Origin of the sequence: Pseudomonas sp. 1912-s, from assembly GCF_029269205.1 — a bacterium.
GTDB lineage: Bacteria > Pseudomonadota > Gammaproteobacteria > Pseudomonadales > Pseudomonadaceae > Aquipseudomonas.
This window is the reverse complement of the sequence record NZ_JARIXR010000001.1, coordinates 221,342-244,094: the sequence shown is the minus strand read 5'-3', so window position 1 is coordinate 244,094 and position 22,753 is coordinate 221,342. Positions and strand designations below refer to the sequence as shown.

25 protein-coding genes are annotated in these 22,753 nt (G+C 60.1%); 10 read left to right on the top strand and 15 right to left on the bottom strand.

Features of this window, described 5'->3' with window-relative positions:
• Positions 1 to 47: 47 nt before the first annotated feature.
• On the bottom strand, positions 48 to 1,181 hold the full coding sequence (earP, locus tag P3C29_RS01070) for an elongation factor P maturation arginine rhamnosyltransferase EarP (protein WP_275963725.1): 1,134 nt from the start codon (positions 1,179 to 1,181) through the stop codon (positions 48 to 50).
• 131 nt (positions 1,182 to 1,312) lie between these two features.
• Between earP and P3C29_RS01065 the strand changes: the two genes are divergently transcribed.
• Both P3C29_RS01065 and P3C29_RS01060 read left to right on the top strand, forming a co-directional pair.
• The gene (locus P3C29_RS01065) at positions 1,313 to 1,681 is read left to right on the top strand and encodes a hypothetical protein (protein ID WP_275963724.1); all 369 of its coding nucleotides are present in this window, start codon (positions 1,313 to 1,315) and stop codon (positions 1,679 to 1,681) included.
• A gap of 15 nt (positions 1,682 to 1,696) precedes the next feature.
• The gene (locus P3C29_RS01060; RefSeq protein WP_275963723.1) at positions 1,697 to 2,179 is read left to right on the top strand and encodes a transcription elongation factor GreAB; all 483 of its coding nucleotides are present in this window, start codon (positions 1,697 to 1,699) and stop codon (positions 2,177 to 2,179) included.
• A gap of 5 nt (positions 2,180 to 2,184) precedes the next feature.
• Here the strand turns inward: P3C29_RS01060 and cysB are convergent, their stop codons facing one another.
• The 5 genes from cysB to P3C29_RS01035 form a co-directional block, all read right to left on the bottom strand.
• Complete coding sequence (cysB, locus tag P3C29_RS01055; protein WP_010176165.1) at positions 2,185 to 3,159, bottom strand: HTH-type transcriptional regulator CysB; 975 nt, start codon at positions 3,157 to 3,159, stop codon at positions 2,185 to 2,187.
• Between the two features lie 104 nt (positions 3,160 to 3,263).
• On the bottom strand, positions 3,264 to 3,764 hold the full coding sequence (locus P3C29_RS01050; RefSeq protein WP_010176167.1) for a universal stress protein: 501 nt from the start codon (positions 3,762 to 3,764) through the stop codon (positions 3,264 to 3,266).
• A 63-nt stretch (positions 3,765 to 3,827) separates the two neighbouring features.
• The gene (locus P3C29_RS01045) at positions 3,828 to 4,745 is read right to left on the bottom strand and encodes a 5'-nucleotidase (protein ID WP_010176168.1); all 918 of its coding nucleotides are present in this window, start codon (positions 4,743 to 4,745) and stop codon (positions 3,828 to 3,830) included.
• A gap of 15 nt (positions 4,746 to 4,760) precedes the next feature.
• Positions 4,761 to 5,723 (bottom strand): putative 2-dehydropantoate 2-reductase, encoded by a 963-nt coding sequence (locus P3C29_RS01040; RefSeq protein ID WP_169387501.1) that lies wholly within the window; start codon positions 5,721 to 5,723, stop codon positions 4,761 to 4,763.
• Positions 5,720 to 6,112 (bottom strand): hypothetical protein, encoded by a 393-nt coding sequence (locus tag P3C29_RS01035; protein WP_010176170.1) that lies wholly within the window; start codon positions 6,110 to 6,112, stop codon positions 5,720 to 5,722. Before P3C29_RS01035 ends, P3C29_RS01040 begins: the two co-directional genes overlap by 4 nt.
• On the opposite strand from P3C29_RS01035, the gene P3C29_RS01030 reads away from it, so the two are divergent.
• Together P3C29_RS01030 and P3C29_RS01025 are read left to right on the top strand one after the other, a co-directional pair.
• Positions 6,111 to 6,545: a PilZ domain-containing protein gene (locus P3C29_RS01030; RefSeq protein ID WP_201122450.1), complete on the top strand. Its 435-nt coding sequence runs from the start codon at positions 6,111 to 6,113 to the stop codon at positions 6,543 to 6,545. The two genes, P3C29_RS01035 and P3C29_RS01030, sit on opposite strands and share 2 nt — an antisense overlap.
• A 133-nt stretch (positions 6,546 to 6,678) precedes the next feature.
• Positions 6,679 to 7,755 (top strand): 3-deoxy-7-phosphoheptulonate synthase, encoded by a 1,077-nt coding sequence (locus P3C29_RS01025; protein ID WP_003218719.1) that lies wholly within the window; start codon positions 6,679 to 6,681, stop codon positions 7,753 to 7,755.
• Between the two features lie 112 nt (positions 7,756 to 7,867).
• Here the strand turns inward: P3C29_RS01025 and P3C29_RS01020 are convergent, their stop codons facing one another.
• Positions 7,868 to 8,149: a GNAT family N-acetyltransferase gene (locus P3C29_RS01020; RefSeq protein ID WP_003189869.1), complete on the bottom strand. Its 282-nt coding sequence runs from the start codon at positions 8,147 to 8,149 to the stop codon at positions 7,868 to 7,870.
• Positions 8,150 to 8,775: 626 nt separating this feature from the next.
• Between P3C29_RS01020 and oprI the strand changes: the two genes are divergently transcribed.
• Complete coding sequence (oprI, locus tag P3C29_RS01015; RefSeq protein ID WP_003172710.1) at positions 8,776 to 9,027, top strand: outer membrane lipoprotei OprI; 252 nt, start codon at positions 8,776 to 8,778, stop codon at positions 9,025 to 9,027.
• 132 nt (positions 9,028 to 9,159) lie between these two features.
• On the opposite strand, the gene P3C29_RS01010 is transcribed toward oprI, so the two are convergent.
• The 3 genes from P3C29_RS01010 to P3C29_RS01000 form a co-directional block, all read right to left on the bottom strand.
• On the bottom strand, positions 9,160 to 10,128 hold the full coding sequence (locus P3C29_RS01010) for a L,D-transpeptidase family protein (protein ID WP_010176177.1): 969 nt from the start codon (positions 10,126 to 10,128) through the stop codon (positions 9,160 to 9,162).
• Positions 10,129 to 10,200: 72 nt separating this feature from the next.
• Entirely contained in the window at positions 10,201 to 10,494 is a 294-nt protein-coding gene (locus tag P3C29_RS01005; protein ID WP_003218723.1) for a hypothetical protein, read from the bottom strand.
• Positions 10,495 to 10,552: 58 nt separating this feature from the next.
• Positions 10,553 to 11,158, bottom strand: coding sequence for an arylesterase (locus P3C29_RS01000; RefSeq protein WP_275963722.1), 606 nt, complete (start codon positions 11,156 to 11,158; stop codon positions 10,553 to 10,555).
• 10 nt (positions 11,159 to 11,168) lie between these two features.
• Between P3C29_RS01000 and P3C29_RS00995 the strand changes: the two genes are divergently transcribed.
• Entirely contained in the window at positions 11,169 to 11,852 is a 684-nt protein-coding gene (locus P3C29_RS00995) for an ABC transporter ATP-binding protein (protein WP_010176179.1), read from the top strand.
• Entirely contained in the window at positions 11,852 to 14,362 is a 2,511-nt protein-coding gene (locus P3C29_RS00990) for an ABC transporter permease (protein ID WP_201122447.1), read from the top strand. Before P3C29_RS00995 ends, P3C29_RS00990 begins: the two co-directional genes overlap by 1 nt.
• A gap of 46 nt (positions 14,363 to 14,408) precedes the next feature.
• Here the strand turns inward: P3C29_RS00990 and greB are convergent, their stop codons facing one another.
• Both greB and P3C29_RS00980 read right to left on the bottom strand, forming a co-directional pair.
• Entirely contained in the window at positions 14,409 to 14,882 is a 474-nt protein-coding gene (gene greB, locus P3C29_RS00985) for a transcription elongation factor GreB (protein ID WP_010176181.1), read from the bottom strand.
• 159 nt (positions 14,883 to 15,041) lie between these two features.
• Positions 15,042 to 16,244, bottom strand: coding sequence for a hypothetical protein (locus tag P3C29_RS00980; protein WP_275963721.1), 1,203 nt, complete (start codon positions 16,242 to 16,244; stop codon positions 15,042 to 15,044).
• 319 nt (positions 16,245 to 16,563) lie between these two features.
• Here P3C29_RS00980 and P3C29_RS00975 point away from each other — a divergent pair, with 319 nt between their 5' ends.
• Genes P3C29_RS00975 through P3C29_RS00965 form a run of 3 tightly spaced genes read left to right on the top strand, consistent with a single transcriptional unit; the run spans position 16,564 to position 20,033 of the window.
• Positions 16,564 to 17,490, top strand: a complete 927-nt coding sequence (locus P3C29_RS00975) for an ABC transporter ATP-binding protein (RefSeq protein WP_201122442.1) — start codon at positions 16,564 to 16,566, stop codon at positions 17,488 to 17,490.
• On the top strand, positions 17,487 to 18,212 hold the full coding sequence (locus P3C29_RS00970; RefSeq protein WP_275963720.1) for an ABC transporter permease subunit: 726 nt from the start codon (positions 17,487 to 17,489) through the stop codon (positions 18,210 to 18,212). Before P3C29_RS00975 ends, P3C29_RS00970 begins: the two co-directional genes overlap by 4 nt.
• A gap of 15 nt (positions 18,213 to 18,227) precedes the next feature.
• Positions 18,228 to 20,033, top strand: coding sequence for a Gldg family protein (locus tag P3C29_RS00965; RefSeq protein WP_275963719.1), 1,806 nt, complete (start codon positions 18,228 to 18,230; stop codon positions 20,031 to 20,033).
• Positions 20,034 to 20,037: 4 nt separating this feature from the next.
• Here the strand turns inward: P3C29_RS00965 and P3C29_RS00960 are convergent, their stop codons facing one another.
• The 3 genes from P3C29_RS00960 to P3C29_RS00950 all read right to left on the bottom strand — a co-directional run bounded on the left by P3C29_RS00960 (position 20,038) and on the right by P3C29_RS00950 (position 22,562).
• Positions 20,038 to 20,346, bottom strand: a complete 309-nt coding sequence (locus P3C29_RS00960) for a hypothetical protein (RefSeq protein WP_003218736.1) — start codon at positions 20,344 to 20,346, stop codon at positions 20,038 to 20,040.
• A 256-nt stretch (positions 20,347 to 20,602) separates the two neighbouring features.
• Positions 20,603 to 21,037, bottom strand: a complete 435-nt coding sequence (locus P3C29_RS00955) for a DoxX family protein (protein ID WP_010176187.1) — start codon at positions 21,035 to 21,037, stop codon at positions 20,603 to 20,605.
• A 103-nt stretch (positions 21,038 to 21,140) separates the two neighbouring features.
• Positions 21,141 to 22,562, bottom strand: coding sequence for a transglycosylase SLT domain-containing protein (locus P3C29_RS00950; RefSeq protein WP_201122437.1), 1,422 nt, complete (start codon positions 22,560 to 22,562; stop codon positions 21,141 to 21,143).
• Positions 22,563 to 22,753: the final 191 nt, after the last annotated feature.

The following is a 22,753-nucleotide window of genomic DNA, read 5'->3' as shown; positions in this document are numbered from 1 at the left end:
CGAATATCCGAAATTTGGATGGGATTTACAAAAATCAAGGTCGCGTATCATATCCAATTTACATAAAACTGTACCAGCGCCGTCGCAAGATCGGTCCGCGAGCCTTGTTCCAGAGCCCATCTTTCGGCGTTCGCGGTCACTTCCGGCCAGTGTTCGAGGAGCGTTTTCCAGCTTTGTGCCATATCGCCATCAGCGTTCCAGGCCTGCCAAAGAGTGATCAACGCGACTTTCGCGGCCGGCGACAAGCCCTCGGTGTACAGCTCAAGGAAGGCATCCAGCTTGTCCAGGTGAATGTCTTCGTCCTGGCGGTAGATGTGCCACAGCAGGGGTCGACCGGCCCATTGCGCCCGCACAAAGGAGTCTTCGCCGCGCACGGCGTTGAAGTCGCAGCACCAGAGCAATCGGTCGTATTGCTCCTGGCGTACGAACGGCAGCACCTGCAGCGTCAAGGCATCGCGCCGGTGCACGTCGCCCACGCTCAGCGACTCGACGCCCAGCCAGCGCTGCACATCACCCAGGATCCGCCCTTCCGGCACCAACAGATGAGTGGCGCGCCCATCGGCGGCCAGCACGTCGAGCCAACTGGCCAGCCCGGCGTTTTCGTAGGCAAACAACGACATGATCCGCGCGCCCGTGGTCGGGAAAACCCCAAGCGCCTGCAGAAACTGCTGCCGGGCGGCGGCGTCTTGCTGGAAGGCATCGCGCTGTTCCAGCAGCCCGGCTTCGCGCAGCAAACCGCCGGTACCGGGACGGAATCCGGGAAAGAAGAAGTACTTTTGCACGCCCTTGAATTTCACCGAGGGCAGCCCGTGGCAGCCAACTACCCAGTCTTCGGCGCTCAGGTAATCCAGGTTCATCCACAACGGCGTGCGTTCGCGTGCGGCCATCGCTTCCATGTAGTCAGGCGGCAATTGGCAGGCGAATGCGGCGATCACCACGTCTGCCGCGTCGTTCTGCGGCCAGTCGCAAGGCCAGTGGCGCACGTCGACGCCCTCCTGCCATTGCTGGTGCACCTGCACATCAATCTCGGGGCACATACGTTCGAACGCCCGCAGGTCATCGACCCACAGGCACACCGCACAACCGTGTTCCGCCACCAGTTGCCGGGCCAGGCGCCAGGTCACGCCAATGTCGCCGTAGTTGTCAACGACGCTGCAAAAAATATCCCAGCGGGCTTTCATTCCGGGCTCCAACATTCAAAGGCTCGATTGTCCGCATAAAAGCCTCGATTGCGAAGGGTTGATCACGATTATTCTGCACGCGGCTGTGGGACAATCGGCGCCATGCCGCACGCGCCCGCCAGGAGGCCACCATGTCTGATCGTTCGTTCTCGCTGTTCAAGCTCAGTATCGCCGTGGCCTTCGGCCTGTGGCTGGGTTTTATCGCCATCGTGCTGAGCGTGTGGCTGGGGTCCCGCTATTTGCCTGAGCAAACCGTGGCACCGGTGGCCCGGGTGGTGCAGCAGTTGGGCAAACCGGAGGTGGTCGCACCGGAGCCGCCGAACCGTATGTTCGAGCAGTACCAGGAGAACCTGCGCAAGCAGGAGCAACAGCAGACCCTGGACCAGGCCCGCAATAACCCGCGCAACCTGTCCGACCCCAAATGCCAGTTCTGGCTGCAACAGGACCAGAACGCCCCCAACGACAAGAGCCGGGCCAACGTCCTGCAATTTTGCGATTGATCACGAAAGCCGCCCATGAATAAGCACGCCGTTCACCAATTGGTCCTGGACAAGCTCGCGGTCGATCTCGATATCGCCCAGCGCGCTGCGCAAACCGCCTACGAAACCGCAACCCACGAAGAAAACATCGCCGAGAACAAGTACGACACCCTGGGGCTGGAGGCGTCCTACCTGGCCGCCGGCCAGGCCCGGCGCGTCGAAGAGATCAAGCAGGCGCTGATGCTCTGCCAGAACATGCAGTTGCGCGCCTACGATGACCAACGCGGGATCGAGGTGGGCGCATTGCTGGGGCTGGTGGATGAAAACGATCGCCAGCAGTGGCTATTCCTGGCACCGGACGGCGCAGGGTTGAAAGTCGATGTGGTGGGGCAACCGGTGACCGTCATCACCCCACGCTCGCCCCTGGGCAAAAGCCTGTTGGGCAAGTTCGAAGGGGATGAGGTGGAGATTCTGGTGGGAGGCGCTCGGCAACAGTTTGCTGTTACCGAGGTGAAATAAGCCGATCAGTGAACCGGCAGTTCGACGCCGTCGAACAGCTCTTCCAGTTCCTGCTTGTTGTGGCACTGGATGGCCTTGGCCATGACCTCGCGCGTCAGGTGCGGGGCGAACTTCTCGATGAAGTCGCACATGAAGCCGCGCAGGAAGGTGCCACGACGGAAGCCGATCTTGGTCACGCTGGATTCGAACAGTTCGCTGGCATCGAGCACCACCAGGTCGCTGTCGAGCTTGGTGTCGACCGCCATCTTGGCGACGATGCCGACGCCCAGGCCCAGGCGCACGTAAGTCTTGATCACGTCGGCGTCGGCGGCGGTGAACACCACTTTCGGCGTCAGGCCGCGGTGGCTGAAGGCTTCGTCGAGTTTCGAACGGCCGGTGAAACCGAATACGTACGTCACGATCGGGTATTCAGCCAGGGCTTCCAGGGTCAGCTTCGGCAGCTTGGCCAGCGGGTGACCTTGAGGGACCACAACGCAGCGGTTCCAGCGGTAGCACGGCATCATCACCAGGTCGCCGAACAACTCCAGGGCTTCGGTGGCGATGGCGAAATCGACGGTGCCGTCTGCGGCCATCTCGGCGATCTGCATCGGCGAACCCTGGTGCATGTGCAAGGCCACGTCCGGGTACTGCTTGATGAAGCTGCTGATCACCGGTGGCAGCGCGTAACGTGCCTGGGTGTGGGTGGTGGCGATCGACAGGGTGCCCTTCTTCTCGTTGGAGAATTCCTGGGCGATCTGCTTGATGCTTTCGACCTTGCGCAGGATCTCGCCAGCGGTGGTGATGATGCGCTCACCGGCCGGGGTGACACGGGTCAGGTGCTTGCCGCTGCGCGCGAACACTTCAACGCCCAGCTCGTCTTCGAGCAGGCGGATCTGCTTGCTGATACCGGGTTGCGAGGTGTAAAGGCTTTGAGCAGTAGCGGAAACGTTGAGGTCGTGGTGCGCCACTTCCCAGATGTAGCGCAGTTGTTGAAGCTTCATATGTGTCCCTCAAAGCGGATAGACGCCACGGGTATCAGCGACGGTATATAACTATATTAAAGGTTAGATGGATAAATCTAGAACTTTTTATCGTTTTCTACCAATCACACGTCATCACTGCGTCGACGCTGCAACAGCGGCACCAGGTACACCGGCACCTGAGACAGCTGCAACACCCGTGCGGCGGTTCTCCCCAGGGGTGTCGCCACCCCGACCGCCTGGCTGTGACTACCTACGATCAACAAATCCACGGAGAGTTTCTGCGACTGGTCGAGAATCACTTCGCAGGGATCGCCCTGGATCACTCGCACCGAACGGATCAACTTGAGGTCCTGCTCCCCTTCCCCCAGCTCCTCGCGAAAACTGTCGAGCACCCGTTGTTCGATGGTTGCCATCACGGTGGTCAGCCCCTGGCTTTGCCATTCACTCAAGGCCCGCTCATCAAGGTAGCTCTGCAACACCGATTCGGCGAACAGCCCGATGGGCTCGACCACATGAATCACATACAGATCAGCCTTGAACGTTCGTGCCAGCGCCAGGGCATGTTGCATCACATAAGGCGCGTACAGACCAAGGTCCGTGGCGTACAACATCGAACGAATCATAGAACCTCCTGGACAGCCAGGATGGCGGAGATTGATTCAGCTTAGCAGCGCCTTTGGCAGTGCTCAGCCCTCGGTCTGAATTTTCAACTCGTTACTGATCCCATGGGGGACGTGCCCGGTGGCCACGAACTCCCTGGCCTTCTCGCAATGCCCTTCCTGGTCATCGAAAAACACATCGGCGGCAAAGGCTTCGAGGAACGCCGACTTTTCCAGGCCACCGAGAAACAGCGACTCGTCGAGACGGATATCCCATTCGCGCAGCGTGCGAATCACCCGCTCGTGGGAAGGCGCCGAACGGGCGGTCACCAGCGCGGTACGGATCGGGCAGGACTCGTCGGGGAACTCACGCTGCAACAAATTGAGCGCCGCCAGGAAACCCTTGAACGGACCGCCGCGCAACGGCTCGCGTGCCGACTCCCGCTCGCTGGCCTGGAAGGCTTCCAGGCCTCCCGATTGGTAGATACGCTCGGACTCGTCGGAAAACAGCACCGCGTCGCCGTCGAAAGCGATCCGCAATTCGGCGCTGGAAGCCCGCCCTGCGCCGCCCGACAAAATGGTCGCGGCGGCAAACCCGGCATCCAGGGCGCTGCGCACATCTTCGGCATGGGTGGACAGAAACAGGTGGCAGCCAAACGCGGCCAGATAAGGATAAGGACTGCGCCCTCCGACGAACGCGGCGCGCGAGATATCCAGGCCGTAATGCTGGATCGAATTGAACACGCGCAAGCCGGTGTCGGCACTGTTGCGCGACACCAGCACCACCTCGACCCGGGCACGGCCGAGGCTGGCGTTGAGGCTCAGGAGTTTCTTCACCAGTGGGAAGGCGTCACCGGGCTCGAGGGTTTCTTCCTCGTGGTCGATCTGGTACTTGCGATAGGCCTCGACCCCTTGTGCCAGGTAAACCCTGTGGCTTTCGCTCAGGTCGAACAGGGCCCGCGAGGAAATCGCCAGCACCAGTTTGTCGCCCAATCCCTTTGCCATGTGTGTTCCCCCGAATCAGCGGTTATGCCGATCAATAAAACTCAAGGCCTGGTACAGCGCCTGCATGCGTGGCAATTCACAACCCGCCGCCTTTGCGGCAGCCAAGGGGCGTGCGTAGATCGCCGCCAGCTCCAGCGGGCGCTTGTGCACGTAATCGTGATACATGCTGGGCAGGTAGTCATCCATGCTCTCGGTCATGGTGAACATCTGCCCGGCGTAACTGGCGGGAATTTCATGCCCGCACGCGTGGGCCCCCTGCACCACTTCGGCCATCAGCGCCTGGATCAGTTCGCGGCTGGACTCATCCGCCATCATCGCCGTGGTGCCGGTGCCAAACAATACCGAGAGACCGTTGTACGGCACGTTCCACACCAGTTTGTGCCAGCGTGCCTGATGCACGTTGGCCATGGCCTGGGAATCGATGCCGGCCTGGTGAAACAGTGCAGCGCCTGCTTCGACAATCGCCTGCCGGTCGGCGTCATCGTTTGCCGCTGGGCCACTGTGGTAACCCAGGTTGACCCGGCCCAGCGCCTGGTGCTCGACAATTCCCGGCCCGGAGCGATGCACGCCGATGTAGCACAGGCCACCCAGCAAGTGCAGCGACGGCGGCAGGTGTTCGCGCAGGCTGTCCTCTACATCGAGGCCATTTTGCAGCAGGATGACTTTGGCGTCCGGGGCGGCGATCTGCGCGATGGTCGGGGCCAGTTCGACATTGCCCGTCGATTTGGTGCCCACCAGCAGCCAGTCGCATGGCGGCATATCTGCGGCGCGGGCATAGGCCTGCACCGGGTGAAGGTGCACCGTTCCATGGATCGTGCTGTTAAGTTGCAGGCCGCGCTCGCTGACCGCCGCGTACTCGCTGCGCAACAGGAAATGCACATCGAAGCCGGCACGCGCGAGCATCAGGCCGTAGAAGCCACCAATGGCCCCGGTGCCGATAATCCCGATCCGTGGCGACTGCTTTGTTACGTCAATCATGGCAACTCCTCTGGAATTCGTTTGAGCGCCTGCTGCACACCCTGAGTCAGGTCGCCGGCGGTCAGACGCGTCAGTGACGCTAATATTCCATGGAATTTGCCGTCACACACCACAAACAACGCCGGCAGATGAAAGATCTCGTAGCGCTCCACCGCGCCACCATTGTGACCTGCATCCACCCAGCAGACCCGGTCCACCGGCAAGTCCCAACCTGGCAGTTGCTGGTGCAGGAAGCGGCAGCGCGAGCATCCGTCACCGGTAAACACCAGCAGCGAGGTGCCCGGAAGCCCCAACAATTGCTGGTCGATATCCAGATCGGTAAGGTGCAGTTCTTTCACTATACTGCTGCCACCGCCGTCAACTGGACGGTGCTCGGAGTCCGTGTGCATGGGTCGTTTCTTTCCTCACCCTGATGATGTCGCTGTCGAATTAACCCAACGTCCCATTTCCGGCATTTCCCGCCAACGGCTGCACACTATCGGCCTGGGCGGCGTCGCTTGCAATTACCCCCGCGCCTGGCGCCAGGGCACGGCCATCGAGATGCACATCCCTTCACTGGGCCTGACGGCCCGCTATCCGGGCTACGTAGCCTGGTGCCGCAAGGCTGAAAACGGCTACCGCGTCGGCATTGCCTTTACCGATGAGCAGGCCTTGTTCGGTGCACGGATGGGCGAGCAAGTGTGCCAGATCGAACGTTACTGCCGGCTCAACGAAGGCGCCATGCCGACACCCCGGCAGAGCGAAGCCCTGGCCCGCGAATGGGTCACACGCCATGCCAGCGAGTTCTCCCATGAAGCTTTTGTGCAGCCAGCACTGGATTAAAGCGGCCTTTGCCCATTGTCTCCCAGGCTTGTAACGCGCTAAGGTTCCGCTCCCCGCTGCACTTAAATCATGCTGTGCTCCGCCGCACGGGGATCGCTGGCGGCCGGCACCCGTGACCCTGACGAGTAACACGATGGCTGATTTACCGATCAACGACCTTAACGTCGAATCCAACGAGACCCTGATCACGCCCGATCAGCTCAAGCGCGAAATCCCCCTGAGCGACGCTGCCCTGCAGACCGTCACCAAGGGCCGCGAAGTCATCCGTGAGATTCTCGACGGCACCGACCACCGCCTGTTCGTGGTCATCGGGCCGTGCTCGATCCATGACCTCAAGGCTGCCCACGAATACGCCGAGCGCCTGAAAGTGCTGGCGGCGGAAGTGTCCGACACCTTGTATCTGGTGATGCGCGTCTATTTCGAGAAACCGCGTACCACTGTCGGCTGGAAAGGTTTGATCAACGACCCGTACCTCGACGACTCGTTCAAGATCCAGGATGGCCTGCACATCGGTCGTCAATTGCTGCTGGACCTGGCGGAAATGGGCCTGCCGACGGCAACCGAAGCCCTGGACCCGATTTCCCCGCAGTACCTGCAAGACCTGATCAGCTGGTCGGCGATTGGTGCGCGCACCACTGAATCCCAGACCCACCGGGAAATGGCTTCCGGCCTGTCCTCGGCGGTCGGGTTCAAGAACGGCACCGATGGCGGCCTGACCGTGGCGATCAATGCCCTGCAGTCGGTCTCCAGCCCGCACCGTTTCCTGGGCATCAACCAGGAAGGTGGCGTGTCCATCGTTACCACCAAGGGCAATGCCTACGGTCACGTGGTGCTGCGTGGCGGCAACGGCAAGCCCAACTATGACTCGGTCAGCGTGGCCCTGTGCGAGCAGGCGCTGAACAAGGCGAAGATCAAGCCGAACATCATGGTCGATTGCAGCCACGCCAACTCCAACAAAGACCCGGCCCTGCAGCCGCTGGTGATGGAGAACGTGGCCAACCAGATTCTGGAAGGCAACCAGTCGATCATCGGCCTGATGGTCGAGAGCCACCTGAACTGGGGCTGCCAGGCGATTCCAAAGGACCTGGCCGACCTGCAATACGGTGTCTCGATCACCGATGCCTGCATCGACTGGTCTGCTACCGAGACCACCTTGCGCAGCATGCATGCCAAGCTCAAGGACGTCTTGCCCAAGCGCCAACGCGGCTGAGCAAAGACTGCGGACACAAAAACGCCGGGCTTAGCCCGGCGTTTTTTTTGATCGTTCCCTCGCTCTGCGTGGGAATGCCGCCTGGGACGCTCCGCGCCCCGCCTTACGCTACTCAGAGCTTCGCGGCATGGCGCTGGTGGCGCTCCATGTAGCGCTCCACGTAGGAGCAGGACGGGATCACCGTATAACCTGCTTCTTCGGCAAACTTCAACGCTTCCTCGGTGAGCGCGGCAGCAATGCCACGTCCTCGCAGCGCGTTGGGCACGAAGGTGCGATAGATATCCAGGGTCTGCTTCCCAAGGTCCATATAGGTCAGATAGGCACGATGACCGTCCACATTGGTCTCGAACTGATGACCAGCCTGGTCATGGTGGATGGACAACGCCTCGCTCATCACTACTCCTCGCGGGTCTTGGTTTCTGACCCCTACCTTACCGATGTTTTTCCGGCGAAGGAACATCTACGCCACCCGGTGCCGGTTTCGACAACGAGAAAAGCCGCCAGTGCCTTGCACTAGCGCTCACAACCAGCCCACGGAAATAGTAGGCACCAATCGCGTAATTGCTCAAGGCGCACTCGTCATCCTTCTGCGCTGGCGGACATAGAAAGGGCGATCGAGCATCCTTAGGTCGATGGCCTGAACATTGCCGGCAGTTGAAGCTTGAGACGAACACCCGCTCTTAAAGTCACCTCTACATGCACAAAAGATACCGAGGGGCGAAAAGACAATCTGAACAATAGTGTCGGGGACGATATATAAAATGACTTATGTTTACATGGCTTAACACATGCCAGCCGGCCCTTTCAGGCTGGATCCAATCCCCGGCAGAGTGCAAAAATCTGGATATTTTTTATACAGACTCTCAAAAGATTAGCCAAAATAGATTGGCCGCGAGAATTTTTTTTGCTTCTTGCGCTACGTCAGTTTACTTACTACAAGTAATGGGTAGTATGTACGCCGGCTATTAGCTCACTCTGAGAAAGTAGCCATTTAATAGAAAGTCCTTGAAGGGGAACACGATGAACAACGTTCTGAAATTCTCTGCTCTGGCTCTGGCCGCAGTTCTGGCTACCGGTTGCAGCAGCGTCTCCAAAGAAACCGAAGCTCGTCTGACTGCAACTGAAGACGCAGCAGCTCGCTCCCAGGCTCGTGCAGACGAAGCCTACCGTAAAGCTGATGAAGCTCTGGCTGCTGCTCAAAAAGCACAACAGACTGCTGACGAAGCTAACGAGCGCGCTCTGCGCATGCTTGAAAAAGCAAGCCGCAAGTAATAATCCTTCGGGGTTGTTATCAAGCCGATCCATTCTTGGATCGGCTTTTTTTTGCCTGGAATTTGGCTGACGTCCGGGCAATAAAAAACCCGCTACCGCGCAAGGCGATAACGGGTTATGGCGCCTGCAGGCTTATTGCTGCAGATCGACCGGCGTGCTCGACACCATCGGCGCCCCGCCCGGCACACCGATTTCAGTCGGCAAACCGTCTTCGGCGGCAACGACATCACGCACCTGGTCCCAGTTGACCCGCAGGTTGCTGGACAGGTCTTCACGCTTGAGCAAGGCGTTGATCACCGCAGTGTGCTTGTCGACCACCGATGGAGTACCGTCGTCGTTCAGCGGCGTATGGGCTTCCAGATACACCTTGCCACCGGCTGCGCCGAACTTGTACGCATCGTTGATGATCCGCACCGACGTGCCCACCGGCACCATGCTGGCCATTTCCAGCACGTTGTTGTTGAACATGCGGAAGCAGCCGTGGCTGGTGCGGGTGCCAATGCCGAACTTCATGTTGGAGCCGTGGATCAGGTAGCCCGGTGTGCCCAGGGTGAACTTGAACGGCCCCAGCGGGTTGTCCGGGCCGGCCGGCACCACGTTGGGCAACGGGTCGCCATTGGCGGCGTGCTCGGCCTTGATCGAGGCGGGCGGGGTCCAGGTCGGGTTCGGGATCTTGCCCGTGATGGTGGTGTGGGCCACCGGCGAGCCCCAGCCCTCACGGCCAATCCCCAACGGGAACGTGTACACCACGTTCTGGCCCTTGGGGTAGTAGTAGAGCCGGTATTCCGCCAGGTTGATCACGATGCCCTCACGCGGGCCCGGCGGCAGGATGAAGCGCGTCGGCAGCACAATCTCGGTACCCGCCCCCGGCAACCAGGCGTCGACGCCCGGGTTGGCCGCGACCATCTCCGAATAACCCAGGTCGTAGGTCGTGCCCAGGTCGGCGAAGGTATCTTCGTACTTGGCCTTGATCACCTGGACCTGGCCAACGATATCTTCACCCGGTGGCGGCAAAGGCAACTGCAAGGCTGCAGCGGAACCGGCCGCGCAGAGCGCAGCAAGAGACAGGCAGCAGGTGACGACGGAGAGGCGCGACAACATCCGGGAATTCCTTCGCAGATCGACGGGTAGTAAAAAATGGATTGTACACGGCTGCCCGGCGGGCACCCATATTCAAAGTTCGAAGCGCAGCTCTGGCCAGATCGGCGGTGTGCCGCGCTTTTGCGACTCCAGGATCGCCCGGCACAAGGGGCACAAACGCTGGTCCTGGAAGATCGAGCGATCCACCGACGACCAGCGTGGCTGAGCGGGCAATAACGTACCGCAGAGGGTACGGTCGATGGACCCGCCCAACTCCAATTGACGCGTCACCAGATGCACCCGGACTTCCTGGCAGGCGAACAGATCCAGCTGCTCGTCAGGCTCGATCAGTTGGTAGGCAAACAGGGACCAGGCAGGACGCGACATCGGGGGCTCCAAATCGGGGGGGCGCCACCTTAGCCGAAAGACCGCTGCTAGAAAAGCGTCATAGCAGTGGTTTTAGCGTTGGCCAGACATTTTCCAGCAACTTGCCCTGCGCGCCAACTGCCGGGTGCAATTGGTCAGCCTGCATCAGCTCTGGATGGCCGCCGATACCTTCCAGGAAAAACGGCACCAGCGGGACGTTTTTTTCCTTGGCCAGGGCCCCGTAAACCTCGGCAAACGCGGTGGTGTATTTAGGGCCGTAGTTGGGCGGCAACTGCATGCCCAACAACAGCACCTTGGCACCACTGGCCCTGGACTGGTCGATCATCGACGCAAGATTTTGTTTCAATTGCGCAGGTGGCTGCCCACGCAAGCCATCATTGCCCCCCAGCTCAATGATCACCAGGTCCGGCTTATGCTCTGCAAGCGCCGCCGGCAGCCGCGCCAGACCTCCGGCACTGGTGTCGCCGCTGATGGAGGCGTTGACCACTTTATCGTCGAAACCTTCGCTCTTGAGCCGTTGTCCCAACAACGCTACCCACCCTTTGCTGGTATCCAGCCCGAAACCGGCACTGATACTATCGCCAACGATCAGGACTGTACCCGCCGCTGCGTTCTGGGCCATGCACATCAAGGCCAGGCCAGCACTCAAAAACCACATTCGCATTGGATTCTCCATGGGCGCAAGCATTCTCACCGCGCGAAACCTTAGCAAAGTGGTTCCCAGCGCGGAAGGTGAACTGACTATCCTGCACGAACTGAGCCTGGAACTGAACAAGGGCGATAGCCTGGCTATCGTCGGCGCCTCCGGCTCCGGCAAATCCACCCTCCTCGGCCTGTTGGCCGGCCTCGACCTGCCCAGCAGCGGCGAAGTCACCCTCGCCGGGCAAGCCCTGAGTACCCTCGACGAAGATCAACGTGCGCGCATCCGTGCCGAGCACGTAGGGTTTGTGTTCCAGTCCTTCCAGTTGCTCGACAGCCTCAATGCGTTGGAAAACGTGATGCTGCCGCTGGAGCTGGACGGCCGCAAGGACGCCCGCGAACGCGCCAGACACCTGCTCGAGCGCGTCGGCCTGGGCCAGCGCCTGACCCATTCGCCGCGCCAGCTCTCGGGCGGCGAGCAGCAACGGGTGGCGATTGCCCGGGCGTTTGCCGCCGAACCGGACGTGCTGTTTGCCGATGAACCCACCGGCAACCTCGACAGCCACACCGGCGAGCGCATCAGCGACCTGCTGTTCGAACTCAACAAAGAGAGCGGCACGACCCTGGTGCTGGTGACCCATGACGAGCGCCTGGCCCACCGCTGCCGCCGCCTGATCCGTCTTGAAGCCGGCCTGATGGTCGCGCCCCTGGAGCCTTGATGGCACGTTTGCCGCTGTTACGCCTGTTCAGCCTTGCCCTTCGCCAGCTGCTGCGCGATGCCCGCGCCGGCGAACTGCGCGTGCTGTTCTTCGCCCTGCTGGTGGCTGTCGCCGCCAGCACCGCCATCGGTTACTTCGGGGCTCGCCTGAACGGCGCCATGATGTTGCGCGCCACGGAGTTCCTGGCGGCCGACCTGGTGCTGGAAGGCAGTTCACCCGCCCGTACCGAGCAAATCCAGAGCGGCACCGAACTGGGCCTGCAGCACGCCCGGGTCGTGGAGTTCTCCAGCGTGATTGCCACCGATAACGGCATCCAGCTGTCCAGCATCAAGGCGGTCAACGAGGAGTATCCGTTGCGCGGCGAGCTGAAGAGCGCCGCCGAGCCCTTCGGAGAGGAAACTCCCGGGGGTGGCCCCAAGCCCGGTGAAGCCTGGGTGGAAGCACGGCTGCTGACGGCACTGAACCTGAAAATCGGCGACAGCATCGACGTCGGCATGAAGACCCTGCGCCTGGCCCGCGTGCTGACCTACGAGCCGGACCGAGCCGGCAACTTCTATAGCCTGACGCCCAGGGTGATGATCAACCTGGCCGACCTCGATGCCACCGGCGTGGTGCAGCCCGGCAGCCGCGTCAGTTATCGCGACCTCTGGCGCGCGCCCCAGGGCGGCACTGTGCTGCAAACCTATCGCGACCTGGTCAAGCCCGGCCTGGCGGCCAACCAGCGACTGCAGGATGCGCGCGACGGTAACCAGCAGATCGGTGGCGCCCTGGGCAAAGCCGAGCGTTACTTGAACATGGCCAGCCTGGTGGCGGTGCTGCTCTCCGGCGTGGCGGTAGCGCTCTCGGCGAACCGCTTCGCCAGCCGGCGCTTTGATGCGAGTGCCTTGCTGCGCTGCCTCGGTTTATCGCGGCGCGAGACCATGCTGCTGTTCAGCCTGCAACTGACCGTACTGGGGCTGCTGGCCAGCCTGACCGGCGCCCTGCTCGGCTGGCTGGCGCAGTTGGGCCTGTTTGCGCTGTTGCATGACCTGTTGCCAGCGGACGTTCCGCCCGGTGGGTTGTTGCCAGCCATCGCCGGGATCGGCACCGGGCTGGTGGCCCTCGCCGGTTTCGCCCTGCCGCCCCTCGCCGCGCTGGGACGCGTGCCACCGTTGCGGGTACTGCGGCGCGACCTGCTGCCCATCCCTTCCAGCACGTGGATGGTTTACGGCGCCGCGTTGTTCGCCCTGGGCCTGATCATGTGGCGCCTGAGTCTCGACCTGGTGCTGACGTTCGCCCTGCTGGGCGGCGGAGTGATTGCCGCGCTGGTTCTCGGCGGCCTGCTCCTGCTGCTGTTGCAGAGCCTGCGACGCCTGCTGGCCCGGGCCTCCCTGCCCTGGCGCCTGGGGCTCGGCCAGTTGCTGCGTCATCCACTGGCCGCGGCGGGCCAGTCCCTGGCGTTCGGGCTGATCCTGTTGTCCATGGGCTTGATTGCATTGTTGCGTGGCGAATTGCTCGACACCTGGCAAAACCAGTTGCCCAAGGACGCGCCCAACTATTTCGCCCTGAACATCCTGCCCGCCGACAAAGACACCTTCGGCGCACGCCTGCTGGAACTGCAGGCGCAGTCTGCCCCGTTGTATCCGGTGGTGCCGGGGCGACTGATCAGCATCAATGGCGCGCCGGTGCAGGAGATCGTCAGCAAGGACTCGAGCGGCGACCGTGCGGTACAGCGGGACTTGAGCCTGACCTGGGCCGCCGACCTGCCACCGGGCAACACGCTGACGGCGGGCTCCTGGTGGACAGCGCAGCCGACCGACGAAATCCCCGGCGTCTCGGTGGAGGCGAAGGTCGCTGATAGCCTGAAACTCAAGCTCAACGATCATCTGGTGTTCACCGTCGGCGGGGAAAACCGTGAAGCCCGGGTCACCAGCCTGCGGGAAATCAACTGGGACAACTTCCAGCCCAACTTCTTCATGATCTTCCAGCCCGGCACCTTGAAGGACCTGCCGGCCACCTACCTCACCAGCTTCTACCTGGCGCCCGGCCACGACCAGCAGATCGTCGACCTGTCCCGGGCCTTCCCGGCAGTGACCATCCTGCAAGTGGAGGCACTGCTCGAACAACTGCGCAGCATTCTGGCCCAGGTCACCCTGGCGGTAGAGTACGTGCTGTTGTTCGTGCTGGCAGCGGGGATGGCGGTCTTGTTCTCCGGGCTCCAGGCAACCCTCGATGAGCGGATTCGCCAAGGTGCCCTGCTACGGGCGCTGGGGGCGGAACGCAAGTTGCTGGTCAAGGCCCGGCGTATCGAGTTTGGTCTGCTGGGTGCGGTCAGCGGCCTGCTGGCGGCGCTGGGCACGGAACTGGTGACGCTGGTGCTGTATCGCTATGCGTTCGACCTGGCCTGGCACCCGCACCCATTGCTGTTGCTGCTGCCGGTGATCGGCGCGGTGCTGATCGGCGGGGCCGGCGTATTCGGCACCCGCCGCGCGCTGAATGCCAGCCCGTTGACGGTGCTGCGCGAGGGCTGAAAACGCAGATGGCCCGCGCTCTTCAAAGCGCGCGGGCCATCCGTTATTACTTCACATATTCGATAGCGGTGATCCACCAGCACACTTCGCCGGTTGGGGTCTGCACCAGCGCCTCGTCATCCACTTCCTTGCGCAGCAGTGCGCGAGCCATGGGTGAGTCGATGGAGATGTAGTCCATACGCTCATAAATCTCATCGTAACCCACGATGCGAAAACGCTTGGTCTCGCCCTGTTCGTTTTCAATCTCCACCCAGGCGCCGAAAAACACCTTGCCTTCCTGCTCGGGCATGTACTCAACCACGCGCATGTCTTCCAGGCGCTTGCGCAAATAGCGCACCCTGCGGTCAATTTCCCGCAGCAGCTTCTTGTTGTACTGGTAGTCGGCGTTTTCGCTCCGGTCCCCCAGGGAAGCGGCCCACGTCACTTTACGGGTGGTGTCAGGACGCTTTTCTCGCCACAGGTAATCAAGCTCCTTTTTCAGGGCTTCATGACCTTCTTTGGTAATCAGCTTGGTGCTCAAAAGCTCTACATCCCCTGGAAGTTTCCATTTTTCAGACCCGCTGCCGCATCAGGCACAACGCATTCAACGCCCAATGCCGGCTGTGGGGGTCGATGATAAATGAACACAGGAAAGTAGCCAGACCCGCCGACGCATTCCGGTGCCGGGACCGGCACAGTGTCAGTCTGCATCCGACTGAAGCAGGCGGCTTTCAGGCTGGCTGCGTCCAGTCTCATTCAGCCACGCAAGAGACTCATCCAGGGTTTGCAGTGCAACCCTCAGGTTGTCCCGCAGGACAGGCAACTGAAACAGTGCGGCCGCCAGCTGCTGCTCCTTGTGACAAACGTCCAGGTCACGGTTGTGCAACTGGGTTTCCTGGCTCTCCAGATAGCGCATACGCTCGTCGATTCGACGCTGCTCCGCCCGGTTTAACGCCGAGCCGTCAGCCAGTTCTTCCTCACGAGTGGCCAGCGTGCGCGCCAACAACTCCAGGGACGCTTCTTTTTCGGCAACCCTCTCGGCACTCCGTTGGCTCCCCTGCTCGATGTCTGCCTTTTCCTGACGCAGTTCCAGGCGTAACTGCTCAAGCGCTTCCTCCTGCCTGAGCACGGTGAGCTTTTGCTGCGTCAACTCCTGCGCCACTCGGGCAAGATTGGCCAGCGTATCGTCCACTTCAAACAACGAAGCCGACTCTGGCCGGGCAGGTTCAGGTTGGCGGGCTGCCAGCGCCTGCGGTGGAGCGGCGACCACAGGTACCTCGGCAAGTGCTGGCGGTGGCAACTCAACGAGTGGCTCGGCTATTTCAAACACCTCCATGGTTGCCTGGGGCGCCGGTTCGGACACGGGTGGCGCAGGCTCCGAGTGTTCCGCCGCCCTTGGAGGAGAAACCATCCTTGAGGAGAAACGAATCGACGGCACGATCAATGAACTGCTTTCGATGGCGGGCAAACCGGGCGCCGAAGTGCCCAGGGTGATCACCTTCATCACCAGGGATTTCTTGATCGTCAGCGAGTGATGATCTTCGGGCCTGGCGGGGGGCAGCTTGCAACCTTTCAGATCGACGAAATGATAGGGAATCGGCGTCTCGCCGGTGCTCGCGGACTTTGCCCCGGGTGCAGCGGCAAGCGTCAGAATTTGCTTGAAGACTTGGGTCGCTGTTTGCAGATCCTCCTTGGAATCTATCGCCCCCAGAAAGTACCGTTCGGACTTTTTACGCAAAGCCGCAATATACACCCGTGAACTACCGGGCTCCGTCTCTTCATCCAGACTATAGGCAAGGAAGTTCGAAGCAATCTGAGCCACTGCAAAACCACACAGCAGGGCACCGTTGACCGGCGCATCATGCCCGGACTGTTCAAGAACAAGGGTACGTAGTAGCAGCATGATGATCAGGCTCCATTAAACACTGGCGGACTTCGAATACGCGCCAAATAAAAGACGACAGTAATTGAAGCATTAAAAACATAACAATTGTTTCAGCGAGCTATCGCTTGGCACGTAGGACTTATCTTATTCAGGCGTTTCAGCGTTTCCAACACAGCCCATTGAACGTACCATTTTTTAACAGTACGACACTGGACCGCGCCAATCATAAAGTTTTCAAGTTTTGACTTTTCGAACATCCACAACCTGCTGCTCAAGCAGGTTAATCGGGGCATCGATCTAATCGCGCCTTGCCATATCCTTTCAGTAGAAAAGCATAATGATCGAGATAACGAGCCTGACAAAAAAGATGGGCGCAAAAAGCATCATTCATAATATTTCGTTCAACGCCCAACCCCAGGAATGCCTGGGACTATTTGGAAGTGATGGCGCGGGAAAAACAACCATCATCAAAATGATTTCAGGCTCGATCGCCCCCTCTTCAGGCCATATAAAAATATTTGGTAATGATATAGCCCACAACCCACTCCAGGCGAAGAAGATGACGGGCTACCAGCCAGAATCATTACTGAGCCACAACGCAATGAGCGTGAAAGGTTTTCTTGAGTTTATCGCTGGAGTACGCGGATTCCACGGCGCGCAAAAGCGCAAAATGATTGACCGGGCGGTCGCACGGCTGGAGCTTTGGCGGATACTCAAATGCCCGATCGAAACCCTCCCGCCAGGCTTGAAACGCAAGGTCGCCATCGCCCAGGCAATCTTGCATGACCCCAGCCTGCTGTTACTCGATGAGCCAACGGAAGGCCTGAGCGCCGACCAAAAACACAAAGTCAGACTGCTCATCAAGTCGTTGAACGACGAAATGACGATCATTGTCGCGTCCCGGACTCCTGAAGAGCTGACCCGCATCTGTAACAGGGCATTGGTAATCGCCGACGGTCGCCTGGTGGCAGACACCTCCTTGCCCGAACTGCAGCGCAGTTCCCGTCATCACCAGGCGGTCACCCTTGCCGCAGACATGCCGCTGGACCTGCTCGCCCTGGCGGTATTACCCGGGGTCGCCGGCATCGAGCAAGACCGCGAGACCCCCGGCACAGTGACCGTGCTCGCCATACCGGGGCAAACCATTTACCCCCACATCAACGCACTGATCACCCACCGCCGCTGGAAAATCAACGCCCTGAACCTGGAGCCCGGGCGTTTGGACGACGTGGTCCACCATATGAGCCAGGAGGCATCGAATTGAAACGTCTACCGGTCATATTCAAGCGCCAACTTGCCAGTTACTTCTCAGCCCCCGTCACTTATCTGAGCACGGCAGCGTTCGTGACAGCCGCCACTGCATTTGGCTTCCATACAAGCCAGCTATTGGAGCAAAGCAGTGTCGACCTGCACGGTTTTTTCCAACTGCACCCCTGGCTTTATTTACTGTTGACTCCTGTGCTTGCCACCCAACTTTGGGCGGACGAGCACAATACGGGGCCCATGGACTTTCTAAAGAGTCTGCCGGTCACTGGCTTCGAAATGGTTGCCGGTAAATTTCTGGCAGCCTGGGTTGTTTCCGGTGTTGCCTTGATGCTGACTTTCCCCTTGGTTATCACCGTCAACTACTTGGGAAATCCGGACAATACCGTTATCGCCTCCCACTACCTGGCAAGTTGGCTATTAGCCGGAAGTTATCTGTCGGCGGGCTGTTTTATTTGCACACTGACCCATCACCGGGCAGTTATATTTACAGTAACCCTGTGCTTGCTGCTGGCCGCCAGCGGGTTGTCATCGATTCTTGATGCCATTGAACACCAAGCCCCCATCTGGCTTGTTGACCGGATTATCTCCCTGAGCCCATCGACGCGTTTTGATGCCATTGACCAGGGTGTTCTGGCTCTTCAGGACAGTTTGTACTTTATCAGCATGATCGTAACCTTTCTCGCTGCAACGATCATCGCCCTGAATGTCAGAAACGGTTGAGAAGGACAAATGACGATGAGAACGCCACTAAGCGCCAGCCTCACAATTCTCACCCTATTTTTACTCTTTCTTGCATTTAACCTGGTGTGGGCACATAAGCTTCCGAATATACGGCTGGATTTTTCAGAACAAAAAATTCATACACTCTCCTCACCAGTACAGGCACTACTCACCTCACTGGAACAGCCAGTTGACCTGTACTTTTTCAACTCCAGCAAACATCCGCAAAGAACCAACCCGCTGGAAAGTTACAGCAAACGTGTGGAGTTACTGCTCAGGGAGTATGAAAAAATCGCAAAGGGCAACATCAACCTTCACCTTATCGACCCCACCCCTTTTTCAGAGGATGAGTACAAGGCCAGGTTACTGGGACTTGACGACCAACAAGGGTTCTTCGGCCTCGTCGCAAGCAGCGCCGGTCATGGGCCACACAGCATCGAGTCATTCAGCCCGGACCGGGAATCACTGCTGGAATATGAAATCAGCCATCTGATTCATAAGGCGATTCACCCCGAGCAACCCGTCATAGGCCTGATATCCCGGCTGCCAATGGAGGGTGAGCGGGACGAGCGCAACGGCGTGAATACGCCTGCCTGGCAGCTGCTTCAAGAGATGCGCCGCCAATTCAGGCTCGTCACGCTGGAGCCAGGTATCGAGAAGATTCCCGAACACGTCAAAACCTTGATGGTGGTTCACCCCGGCAAACTGCCTGATCAAACCTTGTACGCAATCGATCAGTTTGTGCTGGGCGCAGGCAAATTGATGATGTTTATCGACCCGCTTACCGGCCTGGACGCCAGCCTCACAAGCCCGGAAAACCCCAGGCTGGAAGCGTTGCTGAGCGCTTGGGGCATCCAGATGTCGACGAACAAGGTACTCGCCGATCGCAACTATGCCACCTCAGTGATCATGACCACCGGGCAGTCAGCGGTGCGCCACCCCGCTGCGCTGACCCTGCCCCGCCAGGCGATGGCACAGGACGACATCAGCACCTGGAAACTGCACAGCGTGAATGTCTTGAGCAGTGGCGCACTGGCTCCCGCCAAAAAAAGCCGCATGACCTTTACTCCACTGCTCCAAAGCTCCGGGCAAGCGGCGCTGTTTGATGCCGAGCGCTTCGCCCTGCCAGCACCGTTTGACTCGCTGACCAGGGAGGCAACCGCGCGCGGCCAGCAACAGGTGATTGCCGCCCGCGTCGAGGGGCCTGCCTATTCCGCCTTTCCTGAGGGGATCAACGGGCGTGACGCCAGCGTGCAGAAGTCTGCGTACATCCACGTCGTGGTGGTCGCCGACACCGACCTGCTCAGCGACCGAGTGGCAGGAATGGGCCCAGGCAACCGCACGATGAGCGGAGCGTCGTCCGATAACGCGATGTTTGTCTTGAACACCCTGGATAACCTGGCGGCGCCCGATGCCCTGATGAACGTTCGCCCCCGCGCAGGCGGCGGTCGATCATTACAGGTGCTGCAGGCAATGCGCGAAGACGCTGCACAGACCTACCGGGAAAAATCCGCCGAACTGGTGCAACGCCTGGAACGAACGGAAAAGGAATGGCAATTACTGAACCCCCGCACCCTTTCGCCAGGAGTCCAGGCGATCACCTCCAACGTACTGCTGCAGGCACTCAACAAGGAACGCTTGCGAGTGCCCATGGAAATTCACGCGCTGAAGGTTCAGGCATACGCCCAGGTTCATGCCCTGGAGCGCAAGATTAAGTTGCTCAATATCCTGCCCGTACCGCTGATACTGTGCCTGATTGCGTGGGGTATGTTCCTTGTTCGTCGCCGTCGCCAGCACCTGCCTTCAGCGGCGTTTTACTGAGGGTTCAACGCCGGGCGATCAGCCCTTGACGGGCAATACGGGTCAACTGGCGTATCACTTCGCCCGCATCACTCGCACTCGGCGCTTGAATCACGGCCAGGTCAAAGCTGTTGGATGCAAAGCGCGCGAGGGAGTCGCCGTCTTCGACAAACTGGATCAGAAACGCCGAAGGCCGCCCCGTGCGGCGAGGCCAGCCGTCCAGATAGCGCAGCAGCGTCGGCTGGTGCTTGCCGCCCAGAAGGATTTTCGGATTGCGTTGGGTAAGGTCCGCGGTGATCGGGGCCAGGCGTATGAGGGGGCGTAGTGCATTCATCGTGTCGTGTCTCTGCCTCAAAAGTCTGCGGGCAGGTGAGAGGCAACACCGAACCAGCGCTTTAGCGGAATTTCGAAACCGGCCCATGGGCTCTGGCTTCTGTCGGGACTGTGATCAGTCACCGGTGGCGCCCCGCAATTAGCTGTTTAAATCGGCGCATGGGCAACATCCTAGAGAAGCCGCTAGGGCGGTGTCAAGAATCCCTGGCAACGAAAAGGCCCGCACGGGGCGGGCCTTTAAAGGGAATTTCGCGGGATCAGTGAGTGATGGCGCGGTCGGCAGACAGTTTGCCTGCACCTTCCAGCAACACCGCCAGCGTACCGCCCAGCAGCGCCAGGGCGAACTCATAACCGTTGTTGGCCATGAACAAACCGTTATGGATATGCACCGAGAAAATCGCCACCAGGGAAATGATCGTCAGGCCCAACGCCGCAGGCCGTGCCAGCAAACCGATGATCAGCGCCAGCCCGGCGAAAAACTCGGTACCGCCGGACAACACGGCCATCAAGGTACCCGGCGCCAGGCCGATACTTTCCATCCATTGGGCCGTGCCCGCCAGGCCGCCACCGCCAAACCAGCCAAAGAGTTTCTGCGAACCGTGAGCGGCGAAGATGATTCCGACAAAAATTCGCAGAACGGTCAGGCCGTAGCCGGCGCGGGTGGAGAGGATGCGGGTGATCAATGGGCTCATGCTGATAATCCTTTTCAATGTAGGGGTTGGTTGGCCGCTATATTAATCAGTTTAAACAATGATAAAAGCCGATAAATTGCCTAATTAACATCGAAAAAATAGATCACTTACGCGAGGCAATTTTCGCTGCCGGGGGCTCAAGGGACTCGCGCTCCCGATCAAACGCCAGGTAATACTTGTTCACGCTATTAACATAGCTGACGCCGCCCATTCCCACTTGCTCCATGGCAATGCGCTCGACCTGAAAAAACCATTGATTCGGGTTGAGACCCCGGCGCCGGGCTTCGGCGCGCATTCCCTGAACCCGCTCGGGGCCCATGTTGTAGGCCGCCAGGACGAAGGCCATGCGCTCGCGCTCATTGAGTTTGGGGCTTGAGAAAAACTTGCGCCGGATCATCGCCAGGTACCGCGCGCCCGCTTGCACGTTGCTGTCCAGGTTCTCGATGTTATTGACCCCGACCCGTTGCGCCGCCGACGGGGTGATCTGCATCAGCCCGGTGGGGCCGCCACTGCTGCGAGCACCGGGGTCGAGGGCCGACTCCTTGAACGCCAGCGCAGCCAGGTTCAGCCAGTCCATGCCTTGCTCCCGGGCATGCTTTTGCAGCACCGGACGCAGTTTTTCCAGGCGCTGGCGGTCGGCCCGGGCCAGTGGATAACGTACTTGATAGAGACGGCGGTAGATGCGCTGGAAGGCCACATCCTGGTCGGACGGGGTGCGGTAGGTCTTGAGGAAACGGTCGATACTGGCCCGCAGCATCGAGGCATCCTGGCGTACGAACCAATACTCTTCGCCCGGCTCGCTGATGGTTACTTGCCGGTCAAAACGCAGCTTGGGCAGGATCTTCGCCCAGCGCTCGGCAATCGGTCGCTCGACGATGGTCAGGTGGAAAATCCCGGCCTGGACCATCTCCAGCACGTCCTCCACCGCCAGGCTGGGGTCTACCCACTCCACCTTCACCGGCGGCAACTTGTGCAGCGCCAGTTTCTGGTTGACCTGATTGATCGCATCCGACGCGGCGCTGCCGGTGGTCAGCGCCAGCGTGCGCCCGGACAGTTGCTCCAGTTTGGTAAACCGTCGCTCGCCCTTGAGCCCCACCAGCCACAACGGCACGTCGCTCGCAATCGGGTCGCTGGTGGCAATCTTGTGCGCCGCCTTCACGTCGAGCAATTCGCCGGGCGCTACCAGGTCGCCCTCGCCGCGGGCCAACGCGCCGATCAACTGATCCTTGGCCTTGGGAATAATCTTGAGGTTGATTTCCTCTCCGTCACGGGCGTGACCGTTGAGGTACTGCTCGAAAGCGCGCAGGCGATGGTATTCAACACCGATGGCCTGGCCCTGGACTTCGCCGGAACTGTTGCGACTCTGGTTGACCAACACCCGCAGGGTGCGGCTGCTGCGGATTTCCGCGAGGTCGCGGACCTTGCCGGGTTTGGTCACTTCCAGCGGCCCGTCCAGACGCGCAACCGCCGCCATGGGCAGCAGTAACGTCAGGCACAACACAAGCAACGCCGAGGGTCGGATCATCCGCTCTCCGGAAGAAAGAATACTGCCCATTGCGTCGCGAAAAACGAGGCGTTGGGGGACAGAAACAGAGCGCCATGAGCGCAGGCTTTGGGCGCAAGGGTTGCACGGCAGATGGCGACAAACCAAACACGGTGTTACTTGCGACTTTCAAAGACAGCTTTAACTCGTTGTAGTTCTTGGCTTTTCTTATA

Bases quoted from the DNA above. Each gene is read 5' to 3' on its own strand.
- earP (WP_275963725.1), bottom strand. From the start codon at position 1,181: ATGAAAGCCCGCTGGGATATTTTTTGCAGCGTCGTTGACAACTACGGC.
- P3C29_RS01065 (WP_275963724.1), top strand. From the start codon at position 1,313: ATGTCTGATCGTTCGTTCTCGCTGTTCAAGCTCAGTATCGCCGTGGCC.
- P3C29_RS01060 (WP_275963723.1), top strand. From the start codon at position 1,697: ATGAATAAGCACGCCGTTCACCAATTGGTCCTGGACAAGCTCGCGGTC.
- cysB (WP_010176165.1), bottom strand. From the start codon at position 3,159: ATGAAGCTTCAACAACTGCGCTACATCTGGGAAGTGGCGCACCACGAC.
- P3C29_RS01050 (WP_010176167.1), bottom strand. From the start codon at position 3,764: ATGATTCGTTCGATGTTGTACGCCACGGACCTTGGTCTGTACGCGCCT.
- P3C29_RS01045 (WP_010176168.1), bottom strand. From the start codon at position 4,745: ATGGCAAAGGGATTGGGCGACAAACTGGTGCTGGCGATTTCCTCGCGG.
- P3C29_RS01040 (WP_169387501.1), bottom strand. From the start codon at position 5,723: ATGATTGACGTAACAAAGCAGTCGCCACGGATCGGGATTATCGGCACC.
- P3C29_RS01030 (WP_201122450.1), top strand. From the start codon at position 6,111: ATGGGTCGTTTCTTTCCTCACCCTGATGATGTCGCTGTCGAATTAACC.
- P3C29_RS01035 (WP_010176170.1), bottom strand. From the start codon at position 6,112: ATGCACACGGACTCCGAGCACCGTCCAGTTGACGGCGGTGGCAGCAGT.
- P3C29_RS01025 (WP_003218719.1), top strand. From the start codon at position 6,679: ATGGCTGATTTACCGATCAACGACCTTAACGTCGAATCCAACGAGACC.
- P3C29_RS01020 (WP_003189869.1), bottom strand. From the start codon at position 8,149: ATGAGCGAGGCGTTGTCCATCCACCATGACCAGGCTGGTCATCAGTTC.
- oprI (WP_003172710.1), top strand. From the start codon at position 8,776: ATGAACAACGTTCTGAAATTCTCTGCTCTGGCTCTGGCCGCAGTTCTG.
- P3C29_RS01010 (WP_010176177.1), bottom strand. From the start codon at position 10,128: ATGTTGTCGCGCCTCTCCGTCGTCACCTGCTGCCTGTCTCTTGCTGCG.
- P3C29_RS01005 (WP_003218723.1), bottom strand. From the start codon at position 10,494: ATGTCGCGTCCTGCCTGGTCCCTGTTTGCCTACCAACTGATCGAGCCT.
- P3C29_RS01000 (WP_275963722.1), bottom strand. From the start codon at position 11,158: ATGCGAATGTGGTTTTTGAGTGCTGGCCTGGCCTTGATGTGCATGGCC.
- P3C29_RS00995 (WP_010176179.1), top strand. From the start codon at position 11,169: ATGGGCGCAAGCATTCTCACCGCGCGAAACCTTAGCAAAGTGGTTCCC.
- P3C29_RS00990 (WP_201122447.1), top strand. From the start codon at position 11,852: ATGGCACGTTTGCCGCTGTTACGCCTGTTCAGCCTTGCCCTTCGCCAG.
- P3C29_RS00980 (WP_275963721.1), bottom strand. From the start codon at position 16,244: ATGCTGCTACTACGTACCCTTGTTCTTGAACAGTCCGGGCATGATGCG.
- P3C29_RS00975 (WP_201122442.1), top strand. From the start codon at position 16,564: ATGATCGAGATAACGAGCCTGACAAAAAAGATGGGCGCAAAAAGCATC.
- P3C29_RS00965 (WP_275963719.1), top strand. From the start codon at position 18,228: ATGAGAACGCCACTAAGCGCCAGCCTCACAATTCTCACCCTATTTTTA.
- P3C29_RS00960 (WP_003218736.1), bottom strand. From the start codon at position 20,346: ATGAATGCACTACGCCCCCTCATACGCCTGGCCCCGATCACCGCGGAC.
- P3C29_RS00955 (WP_010176187.1), bottom strand. From the start codon at position 21,037: ATGAGCCCATTGATCACCCGCATCCTCTCCACCCGCGCCGGCTACGGC.
- P3C29_RS00950 (WP_201122437.1), bottom strand. From the start codon at position 22,562: ATGATCCGACCCTCGGCGTTGCTTGTGTTGTGCCTGACGTTACTGCTG.